Source organism: Streptomyces sp. NPDC031466, assembly GCF_055581265.1.
The window spans coordinates 334,007-345,015 of sequence record NZ_JBVIJT010000001.1 but is presented as its reverse complement, the minus strand read 5'-3'; the positions used below and the strand labels follow the sequence as shown (position 1 = coordinate 345,015).

Genomic DNA, 11,009 nt, shown 5'->3' with positions numbered 1-11,009 from the left:
ATCAGGCTCCGCGTTCGCACACGTAGTACTGGAAGAGGGCGTCGTCGTGGCGTGCGACGGTCTGCTGGACGCGCAGCCCGCAGTCGAGCAGGTCCACGGTGTCCAGCAGGACGGGGCTGTGACCGAGCAGCACCATGATGCCGCCCGGCCGCAGCGTGCGGACCAGGCCGGGCAGGATTTCCCTGGCCTGGGCGGTGGAGACGACCTCGGAGTTGAGGAACCGGCTGAACACGATGTCGGCGGTGCCCGGTTCGACGGCGGGGTCCGCCGCGTCGCCGCAGACCACCTTCTCCAGGCGGGAGGCGGCGAAGTCGGCCATCTGCCGGCTCAGGTCCTGGCCCACCGTGCGGATCCTGGCCGGGTCCAGGGCGGCGAACTCGGAGAGGAACTGGCCCGTGGAGCACGCGGGGTCGTACGCGAGGACCTCGCCCGCCGCGGCGTCGAGCCACGGCGCGAAACGCTCCCGCGTGTAGGTGCGGATGTGCTCCTCCCCGAGGCCGAGGAAGGCGGCGCGTTCCTCGGTGACCAGCCAGCCGTCGGGCGGGCTGGTCTTCTCCCGGCCCGGCTCGCGCTGCTTGGCGAAGGGATGGACGATCTCGGTGAGCGGAGTGATCGCGTCGAAGGCGGCGCGGCGCCCGGCCTCGTCCAGCGGCTCGAACACGATCCGGGCGTCGGCGTCGGACGTGCGCACATTGGCCACCGTGCCGACCACGTTGTACCAGTACACCTGGCTGCAGAACACTCCCGGCATGCCCTGGTCGAGCACGTAGTCGGAGATCGTCTTGCAGCCGGCGTACCAGCGCTCGCCGGTACGGAAGAGGAACAGCCGCTCGGGGCGGTCCGTGAGCCGTTCGCGCAACTCGTGGCCGCCGGGGCGCCGCCAGCGCGCGAAGTCGCCGCGGCGCAGTTCCTCACGGATGCTGATCTCGTCCTGGACGAACGCCGTGTCCAGGGGGGCACCCGGGTCCCAGCGCTGCTCGGGGGCGGTGGTGGTAGCCACATCAGGGCTCATGCGTCAGATCTCCAAGGTCTTGGTGAGTTCCCGGATGATCGGCCGGCACGTACCGTGCACCGGCCTGGTCCAGCCCGGCTCGCTGAGCCAGAGGCGGAGAGCGGCCAGTACGCGGGTGTCCGCGGTACCCGCCTCGGTCACGGTGGTGAGCCACTCCTGCGGGTCCGCCAGGGGGAGACCCCCGAGCTCCGCACGGAGTTCGTCGACGCCGTAGGTGCGCTGCAACAGCAGGGAGCGCCGCTCCGACGCCCGCCCGGCGGCCGCGGCCAGCAGGGAGTCGGTGACGTCGGCGACGTGGCAGACCGGCACCAGGCCGCTCAGCCGGGGCAGCGCGCCCTCCTTCTTGGAGATCCGCAGCAGGTTCGCGAAGACGTCGTCGTCGAGGAAGGCGGCGTCACCGGGCGTGTGCCCGTACACCAGCCCGATGCGGACGATGTCGACCTCGCAGTGGTCGTCCTCCAACGCCTCGACGTAGGCCTCGGCCACGAACTTCGACTGGGAGTACGGGTCGCCGATGGCCGCGAGCGCGTCCTCGGTGAACGGCACGAACTCCCGCCCGGCCGAGGCGGTCGACGCGAACACGAAGCGATGGGCGCCCCGCCGGGCCGCCGCCCGCACCAGGGTGCGGGTGTTGGCGATGCTGTCCTTGACGTGCCGCTCCAGCGGCAGCACATGGTTGACCTGGTAGCCGCAGTGCACGACGGCTCCCCAGCCGTCGGTGTCGCCGCCGCCCGCCTCCAGGTCGTCGTAGGTCGCAAAGCGTACGTCCGCGAAGTCGGCTTCCCGCCGTCCGAAGCGCGCGCAGTGGCGCTCGACGATCCGCCGGGGGTTGCTGGTGGCGACGACGGTCAGCGGACGTCCGGTGCCGAGCAACCGGTCGAGGACGTGCCCACCGATGAAGCCGCCGGCGCCGGTGACGGTGACCGCCCGCGGGTCGCCGGTCGCTCTCCGCCGCAGGGACGCGAGCGCCGCGGGCAGGTCGGCGAGGTCGGCCGAGACCGTGCGGAACACCGAGGGCACGGGGGAGGCCACCGGCTCCGGTCGCTCGCCCAGCGCGGCGAGGAAACCCTCGACGGTGAAGTCGTAGTTGAGCAGGTCGAAGGCCTTTTGTACCCGCTCCTCGCCGTAGAGCCGGGCGAGGCCGACCTGGAGCTGGACCAGTGCGAAGGAGTCCCCGCCCGCGTCGAAGAAGGACACGTCGGGGGCGAGCGGGGTGCCGAGGACCTCCTCGGCCAGGCCGCTCACGACGTCCTGCCCGGCTTCCCGCCCGGCCGACTGCGGCTCCGTGGTGGTGCCGTCGCGCTCCACGAGGGCCCGCAGTGCGTCCTTGTCGGCCTTGCCGGTGTGCGTGACCGGGATGTCCGGCACGGCCAGGATGATGTCGGGCACCTCCCACTTCGGGAGCAACTCGCGCAGCCAGGCCTTCAGCTCCGGCTCCGGCCGGCCGGCCGCGGTGTACGCGAGGACCAGGGAGCCGTCGTGGGTGAGGACCGCGACGCGCGATCCGAGCAGCCGGGACAGCCTGCCCTCCAGGTCGGTGAGGGAGATCCGGTGGCCGAGCCGCTTGACCTGGTCGTCGAGGCGGCCGACGTAGAAGACCTCGCCGTCGCGCAGCTCGACCTCGTCACCGGTGTGGTAGGCCGCGCTGCCGTCGACCGTCGTGAACGGCCCGTCCCCCCGCTCCACGCCTTCGTAGCCGAGGGCGACGCCCTCACCGACGATGACCAGTTCACCGCGCCCTGAAGTGGCGTAGAGGCCCCGCGCCCGGTCGTGGACGCGCGCCCGGTACCCGTCGATGGGGCGGCCGACAGAAGTGGTGAAGCGGTTCGGCTCCGTCACCGAGAAGCACACGGTGCCCTCGGTGGGACCGTACGCGTTGAGCACCCGGCTGAACCGGGCCGCCGCCCGGAACTCCACCTCCGTCAGGGCCTCGCCCGCGAAGACGACGGTGCCGATCGTCTTGCGCGCCTCGTCGTGCAACCGCGCGTACACCGACGGGGGCACGGTGATCACGTCACACCCATGGGCGGCCAGATGGGTGCCCACCGTGTTCACCCATGAGCCGCCGTCCCACTCGGGGACGACCAGAGTGCCGCCGGCGTACAGCGTCACGAGGATTTCGGCGATGGAGGCGTCGAAGGCGAGCGAGGAGAACTGGAGCACCCGATGGCCCGGTTCGATGCCGAACAGGCGGGTCTGGGCCCGGCACAGGTCCTCGATGCCCCGGTGGCCGACGTTCACCAGCTTGGGCACTCCGCTGGACCCCGAGGTGAACACGGAGTACGCCGTCTCGCGCACGGGCCAGGCGGCCGGGGGCTCCCCGTCGGCCCGCGGGACCGCCTCGCGGGCGAGTTCGTCCGCGCTGACCACGAGCCCGTCCAGGTCCTGGTCGCGCAGGGCGTCGGGGGTGGTACGGAGCACCAGGTCGGGCCCGGCCACGCGAATGGCCTCGCGCATGCGTTCGGGGGGCAGCCCCGGATTGAGCGGGGTGTAGACCAGCCCCGCACGCATCACGGCCAGCGCCCACAGGAGCGACTCGGCGGTGTGTTCACCGGCCGTGGCAACCCGTACGGCTCGCGGATACCGCCTGCGCAGTCGTGCGGCGCGGTCCCGGGTGACCCGGTCCAGGTCGGCGTATGACCAGGTCCGCGCACCCGACTCCAGGGCCGGTTGGTCGCCGTGCGCGCCGAGGTGGTGGGCTAGGAGCGTGGAAAGATCCACTGGACTTCCCCTCTGGTTGGCTTGTCGGTTGGGAGGGGCCCTCCGCACGGGCGGACAGGCAGGAGGGACGGATCGGTCGGCACGGTGCACGACCGGTGCCTCAGGACCGCACGTCGTCCGTCCGCACGGCGGTGAGTTCACGCAGCAGATCCACGTACTCGGTGAGCGTGCTGCGCGCGGTGGGCAGGTCCATGACGTCGGCGCTGTAGGGGAGGACCACCACCAGCTCGTCACCGACCTCGTTGATCTCCACCGTCAGATCGGCCTTGGCCGTGCCGTTGTCCACGAGCCACGGCACCACACGGGTACCGGTGAGCGCGGCGCGGGGCCGCAGTGGCCCCTGGTAGGCGAGGACCACCTGGACCAGGGGCTGGCCGGACGCGCCCGCCCGGGCGCCGACCGCCCGCACCACGTCGTTGAACGCGACGTGCTGGTGCTCCAGCCCCTCCTGGATCTGCTCGTCCACGGCGCCAAGGAGATTGAGCGGGTCCGCGGCGCCGTCGAGTGTCACCCGCATCGCGACGGTGTTGGTGAAGAAGCCGATGACGTCCTCGGCCTCCTGGCTCGGGCGCCCCGAGAAGGGGGACCCGATCACCACGTCCCGCCGTCCCGTGCGGCGCGACACCAGGAGCGCGAGCGCCAGGAGACACACCGCGTACGGAGTGGTGCCCGCTTCCTTGGCCAACTGCTCGACCGACCGGCGCAGTTGGTGACCTGTGCGGTGGTTCACGCGGCCGCCCAGGTGGCTGAACGAGGCGGGCCGCGGCCCGGCGGTGGGCAGGTGGGTCTCGGTCGGGGCGCTGTCAAGTACGGAACGCCAGTGGTCAAGGCCCACCGCGAGCACGGGATGCTTGGCCGTGGCCCGCTGCCACAGGGCGTGATCGCGCGGGCGCAGCGCGCCCTGCGGCCGGGGAGCGGGTTCGCGCCCGACGCGGCGAGCCGCGTAGCACTCGGACAGGTCGCGGTCGAGCACGTCCTGGGAGAGGCCGTCGGCGACGGTGTGGTGGGTGACGAGCACGAGCACCCGCTCCTCGGCGCCCACGGTCAGCAACGCCGCCCTGAGCAGAGGTGCCCGCTCCAGGTCGAAGGGGAGGGCGCCCAGTTCCGTGACCCGCGAAGTGGCCTCGGCGAGAGGGTCGGTGGCCCCCGACAGGTCCTCCTCGGCCAGGGCCACCGTCACCTGCGGGGCGACGTCGACGCGGAGGTCGGCCCCGTCCAGGTGCAGGCTGCTCCGGAAGGCCTCGTGCCGGTCCGCGAGGTCCTGGACGGCGCGCCGCAGGGCCGGCAGGTCCAGGGGGCCGCTCACGTGGAGTGCGGACGTCTCGTTGTAGGCGATGGACGCGGCCTGTCTCATGCGGGTCTGTGCCCACAACCGCCGCTGGTGCAGGGAAGCGGGGTGGGAGGCGCCCGTGCCGGTGTCCGTGTCCGTGCGCGTGAGCGGGGGCAGGGCGGGCCGTTCGGCGCCGTCGGCGCTCAGGAGACGAGCCAGCTCCGCCAAGGTGCCCGCGCCCAGCAGTTCCCGGACGGTGAGCGCGACGCCGAAGTGCTCGCGCACCCGGTTCTGGACCCGGATGGCCTGGAGGGAGGTGCCGCCAAGGGCTCGGAAGCCGTCGCCGGTGCCGATCCCGCTCACGCCGAGCACGTCCTCCCAGATGCGGGCCAGTTCCGCCTGCGTCCCGGGCCGGGGAGCCGAGAGGGCGGTGCGGGAACCGGTCCCCTCCGGGCGGTGCGCGCGGAGCGCGGCCAGGTCCAACTTGCCGTGCTGATTGAGCGGGAGGCGCTCCAGCGGCACGAGGAACGAGGGGACCATGACGGGCGGCAGCTCCTCGGCCAGCCGGTCGGCGAGTTCCTTCTCGACGCCCGGGGAGCCGACGACGAAGCCGACGAGCCTGGCGTCCGGTCCCTCTCCCTGGACGACGACCGCACAGGAGTGCACGCCCGGATGGGCGGCGATCACCGCCTCTATCTCGCCGCGTTCCACCCGCTGGCCGCGGACGTTGAGCTGGTCGTCCACGCGGCCGAGGAAGTCCAGGTTGCCGTCGGGCAGGTACCGCACCCGATCACCGGTGCGGTAGAGACGGGCGCCCGGCCGGTCACTGAACGGGTCCGGCGGGAACTGCCGTTCCGTGAGTTCGGGAAGGCCCCAGTAGCCGCGTGCCAGGCCCCGGCCGCCGACATAGAGCTCGCCCGGCTCCCCGTCGGCGACCGGCTTCATCCGGGCGTCGAGGACGTGCAGTTCACGGCCGGGCAGGGCCTTGCCGATCGGCGGCGCGTCACCGGGCGGACGCTCGTCCGAGGCACTGGCCGCGACCGTCACCTCGGTGGGTCCGTAGAGGTTGACCAGGCGGCGGCCGCTTCCCCAGCGCTCGGCGGCCTGCGGCTGACACCGCTCACCGATGTAGGCGAGCGTGTGCAGGTCGGGCAGGGGCGGTTCCTCGGTCAGTTCGGCGAGCAGCGCCGGGGGCAGCATCGCGCCGGTGACGCGGGAGCCCCGCAGGAATTCCACGAGGCCCGGCCCCGCCGTCTCGGTCCCGGCGGGCGGGATGATCACCGTGCCGCCGGCGGCCAGCACCGCGTAGATGTCGAGCGCCTGGGTCTCCCACGTCAGCGGGTAGAACTGGAGGAACCGGGTGCCCGGCCCCAGGGCCAGGTACGGCGTGATCATGCCCATGAAGTAGGCGATGGAGTCGTGCACCGCCATGACCCCTTTGGGGCGGCCGGTGGTGCCCGAGGTATAGGTGATGAAGGCGAGCCGGTCGGGGTCGCCTTCCGGCAGCGCCGCGTCGGCCGGGGCCGCCGCGCGGGGCGCTCCCGCCGTGTCCCGGGCCCTCTCGTCGGGGGCCGTCGCTCCGGCCAGTTCCTCGGCGACCAGAAGAGGGTTCTCGGTCACGGGGACCGCGTCCCGGAGGGCCCGGCTCGCCACCGCCAGCCGGGGGGCGACGTCCTTGAGGATCCAGCGCAGCCGGGCCTCGGGGTGGGCCGGGTCCAGGGCGACGTAACTGCCGCCCGCCTTCAGGATGCCCAGCAGCGTCACCACCATGACGGCGGAGCGCTCCAGGGCCACGGCGACGAAGACGCCGGGCCCGACACCGTGCGCCCGCAACCGTCGGGCGACGGCGTCGGAGCGGCGCTCCAGCTCACGGAAGTCGAGGCGCTCGGTGCCGTACTCGACGGCCGGCAGGTCGGGTTGCGACGCGGCACGCGCGGCTATGAGGCCATGAATGGTGGAGTGACTCATGTGCGGAAATCCCGGTGAGTTTTCCCTTGCCAAGTGCATGGGTCCGCCACGAAGCGTGTGACTTCGGGCGCAACGGAAGAAACGGCGCGCGGGCATTGAGCACGCCATTCCCATGGAACCCGCCGGATTCGGACATAGAGCTGGTCCGGCGGAAGTCAGGTTGAAGACTCAAGAGGGTGCTGTGTACACCCGGTACAATGAGAGGGGCATTCACCCCTTGGTCGGCCATCGGCCCCGAGGGTGCGGACGGCGCACCACTCACTTGGAAAGGCTGTACCAGCAGCCGTAAAGACGCGCGATGTCGTAAGCGGTCGCGGAAAATGGTCGAGAACGTCCCCCGCGATTACATCAGGTGAATCCGGGCATCTCCGTGCGGCGCCCGAGAGGTGGTCGCCCATATCTGGCCTCGGCCCTCATGTACACCCCGTCTACACCCCCGTTCGCGCCAATGTTGGCTCGCTGTGTGTGCTGCGAGACGCACTGTAGTTTGGGGTTGAAGGGGTGGCAAGCGGCAATCTTGTGGCTGATCCGAAGCCGCATGAAGGTGCTTGCGCCCTCCGGTCCTTTCTGTTTCGATGGCGAACGCATGAGGCAAAGGCCTTGACACGGGGGCGTCTTCGATGAGTGACAGGACAAGGCCGTGCTCGGGCACGCCATTCATGACCACGGCGCCGCGCGCCCACGGGTTGTCGGTGCCCCGGCCGCCCGCTGATCGGGCTATCGCCGAGAACATCAGGGAGTAAGTCGGGTCCGGGCCGCGGGTGTCGGGGAAGCCTGACGGACCCTTTGGTGCAATCGTCGCACCAGTCACCGGAACCGGACTTTTCCGTGCCGCCCTCATGCGTATTTCCACTGTTCTCCGCAATCGGAATGGCTGGATCCGACCCGGCTGGAAAGAGCCGTTCACCCTGCGTGTGCGGGGCGGTCGGCGAGCCCGGTCCGAACGACCGGACCCCGGCTCGCATCAGTCTTGACATCAAGGGAGGGGCCTGGTGATTCAGGTACGTGAACCAACACAACCGCCGAACACCGCCGGTGGTGATCCCGCCGACGAAGCGATCGCGCCACTCGGCGACGTGACGATCACGCTCACCGACGCCGAACGTGAGGCGGCCGCCGACGAGTTCGCCTCGTCGGCCCGTGCCCTGAAGGACCGGTCGCTGGACGACGAGGAACTGCTGACGGAGGCCGAGCTCGCCGGACTCCGGCTGCCCAGACGGGTGCTGGAGGCACTCGGCGGGTTCCGCCGGCACGGGAACGACGCCGGTGTCCTCCTCCTGCGCAACATGCCCGTCGATCTCATGCCTCCCGCGACGCCGACCGACGGCTTCCTGCCGCACTGGCACGAGCTGCCGGTGGCCACGTTCGCGCAACTGGCCGTGGCGTCCACCGTCGGCGCGGTCATCTCCTACGCGGACGAGAAGAACGGCGCGATCGTCCAGGACGTCGCCCCCGTCGAGGGCGCCGAGAGGCGTCAGGAGAACTCCGGCACGGTCTACCTCGAACTCCACACCGAGGACGGGTTCCACCCGTACAAGCCGGACTTCATCACGCTGATGTGCATACGCCCCGATCACGGGCGCACGGCGCGCACCGTCGTCGGCGCGGCCGCCCGGGCCCTGCCCCTGCTCTCCGGGCGGACCGCGGCGGTCCTGCGGGAGTCGCGCTTTCGTCTGCGGGTGAGCAGCTCGTTCGGGAACGGCTCCACCGACCTGCTCACCGGCCCGCTTCCCGTGCTCTCCGGATCCGCCGCCACTCCGGACCTCCTCGCCGACTTCCACGCCATGGAGGGCGTCGACGACGAGGCGCGGGCCGCCCTGGAAGACATCAAGGCCGCGTTCCTCGCGACCCTGCGGGGCGGCGTGCTCGAAACCGGTGACCTCCTCGTCGTGGACAACCGCACCGCCCTGCACGGGCGTTCGGAGTTCGCCGCGCGCCACGACGGGACGGACCGCTGGCTCAGGCGCTGCTTCGCCGTCACGGACCTGCGCTCCTCGCGCGAGGCCCGCCCCGCCGGCTCGCGCGTGTGCCGCCCGCTCAGGGACATCGGCCTCTTTTCCCCCGAATCACTTCTTCCCACCCCACGAATCGAGGACCCGGTGTGCACCGGTTCATGACCAGCCTGGGCGAACTCGCCGAGCAGCCCCCGCGGCACATGCTGCTGCTGTACTCCGGTGGGGTCGACGGGACCTACTTGCTCCAGCGGCTCCAAGCCCTCGGTACCACCATGACGGCGCTGCACATACGCATCGGCGACCGGGAGCCCTTCGACGCCGCGGCCGAGCAGGCCGAGAAGTTCGGCGCGGACTTCGTCGACGTCGACGTGACGGACCGGTTCTTCGACGGGTTCGCTCCCGCGGCCGTCCACGCGGACGCCCTGTACCAGGAACAGTTCCCGGTCGGCTCGACGCTCACCCGGCCCCTCATGGCACAGACCGCCGTCCAGGTGGCGCGGGAACGCGGCTGCGACGTGATCGGCCACACGGCGACCTACATGCAGAACAGCTCGATCAGACTCAGTGGGTCGATCGCCGCCCTGGCCCCGGAGATCGGCGTGGCGGCGCCCTTCCTCGGTTCGGACCTGCCCCGCGAGAGCAAGCTGGCCGCGCTGCGGGAGGTCGGCGTCTCGTTCCCCGAGGGGATCCACAGCGTCGACGCCAACCCGTGGGCGCGGGTCATCGAGTGCGGTTCCCTGGAGAGCCCGGAGAACCGCCTGGACGAGAGCGTGTTCCGCTGGACCCGGGACATCGCCGACACTCCCGCCGACCCCGCCGAGGTGCTCCTCACCTTCGAACACGGCCTGCCCGTCGCCCTCGACGAGCGGCCGATCGCCTTCGGCGACCTCGTGGAGCATCTCAACGGGCTGGCGGGCGAGCATGGCGTGGGCCGCTCCTCCGGCCTGGAGGACACCCCGTTCGGGGTGAAGAACCACGAGATCCGCGAGGCGCCCGCCGCGACCGTGATCATCAAGGCGCACCAGGTCCTGGCCAACGCGGTCTTCACCGCCCAGGAGCACGCGGTGCGCGGGGGGATCGCCCGCGAGTGGACCACCACCGTGGTCCAGGGCGGCTGGTTCAGCCACCTCGGCGAGAGTCTCGCCAGGTGCCTGGCGGATCTGGACCGCCCGCTGGAGGGCTCCGTGCGGCTGCGCCTGCACCGGGGTTCGATCACGGTGCTCAGCGTGAACTCGGCGAACGGCCTCTACTACACCCGCTTCGGCGAGACGTTCCACGCGTCGATGTCCGACTACTCCTACACACCCTGGCTGTCGCTGGCCACGCTGCCCAGCCGACTGCGACGATTCGGAGACCCGCGATGACCGGCAACAAGAGGGACCTCGTCGACCTTTCGCACGTGGTGCGCGAGGGCATGACCACCTACCCCGGGCTGCCCGGACCGGTGATCGAGGACCACATGTCGCGTGTGGACTCGCGTGAGCGGTATTCCCCGGGGACCGAGTTCCAGATCGGGCGCATCACCCTCGTGGCGAACACGGGGACGTACGCCGACGTCCCCTTCCACCGCTTCGACGGCGGTGCCGACCTCTCGCAGGTACCGCTGTCCCGGTTCGCCGACCTGGAGGGCGTCGCCGTCACCGTGCCCCCCGGCGCGCCGAGCGCCATCGGGCCGGAGGTCTTCGAGGGGCTGGAGGTGACCGACCGGGCCGTGCTCGTCCACACCGGCTGGGACCGGCACTGGGCCACCCCGTCGTACGGGGACCCGGCACACCCCTTCCTCACCGAAGCGGCCGTGGAGTGGCTGGTGGCCCGGCGCCCCGCACTGGTGGGCATCGACTCGGTCAACATCGACGACATGGCCGACCTCGCCCGGCCGGCCCACACCGGGCTGCTGGCCGCCGGGATCCCGGTGGTCGAGCACATGACGGGTCTCGAGCAAGTGGTGGGCCGGGAGTTCCGCTTCCACGCCGCGCCGATCCCCGTCGCCGGAATGGGGACCTTCCCGGTGCGGGCCTACGCCCTCGTCGGCACGGAAGGGTGACCGGCGCCGCCGGAGCAGGAGACAGCACTACTTCTACGA

At 71.4% G+C, this 11,009-nt stretch carries 6 protein-coding genes; 3 read left to right on the top strand and 3 right to left on the bottom strand.

Features of this window, described 5'->3' with window-relative positions; genetic code table 11:
* Position 1 precedes the first annotated feature (1 nt).
* The 3 genes from ACZ5GP_RS01205 to ACZ5GP_RS01195 form a co-directional block, all read right to left on the bottom strand.
* On the bottom strand, positions 2 to 1,000 hold the full coding sequence (locus ACZ5GP_RS01205; protein ID WP_468748766.1) for a class I SAM-dependent methyltransferase: 999 nt from the start codon (positions 998 to 1,000) through the stop codon (positions 2 to 4).
* A gap of 15 nt (positions 1,001 to 1,015) precedes the next feature.
* Entirely contained in the window at positions 1,016 to 3,733 is a 2,718-nt protein-coding gene (locus ACZ5GP_RS01200; RefSeq protein ID WP_468748765.1) for an AMP-binding protein, read from the bottom strand.
* A gap of 100 nt (positions 3,734 to 3,833) precedes the next feature.
* Positions 3,834 to 6,971 carry an amino acid adenylation domain-containing protein gene (locus tag ACZ5GP_RS01195; RefSeq protein ID WP_468748764.1) on the bottom strand — a complete coding sequence of 1,046 codons (3,138 nt, stop codon included), beginning with the start codon at positions 6,969 to 6,971 and terminating at the stop codon, positions 3,834 to 3,836.
* Between the two features lie 992 nt (positions 6,972 to 7,963).
* Here ACZ5GP_RS01195 and ACZ5GP_RS01190 point away from each other — a divergent pair.
* The 3 genes from ACZ5GP_RS01190 to ACZ5GP_RS01180 are packed head-to-tail and all read left to right on the top strand — an operon-like array spanning position 7,964 to position 10,970.
* On the top strand, positions 7,964 to 9,088 hold the full coding sequence (locus ACZ5GP_RS01190; RefSeq protein ID WP_468748763.1) for a TauD/TfdA family dioxygenase: 1,125 nt from the start codon (positions 7,964 to 7,966) through the stop codon (positions 9,086 to 9,088).
* Positions 9,085 to 10,290, top strand: coding sequence for an argininosuccinate synthase domain-containing protein (locus ACZ5GP_RS01185; RefSeq protein ID WP_468748762.1), 1,206 nt, complete (start codon positions 9,085 to 9,087; stop codon positions 10,288 to 10,290). The genes ACZ5GP_RS01190 and ACZ5GP_RS01185 overlap by 4 nt, the downstream gene beginning before the upstream one ends.
* Positions 10,287 to 10,970 carry a cyclase family protein gene (locus ACZ5GP_RS01180; RefSeq protein WP_468748761.1) on the top strand — a complete coding sequence of 228 codons (684 nt, stop codon included), beginning with the start codon at positions 10,287 to 10,289 and terminating at the stop codon, positions 10,968 to 10,970. Before ACZ5GP_RS01185 ends, ACZ5GP_RS01180 begins: the two co-directional genes overlap by 4 nt.
* Positions 10,971 to 11,009: the final 39 nt, after the last annotated feature.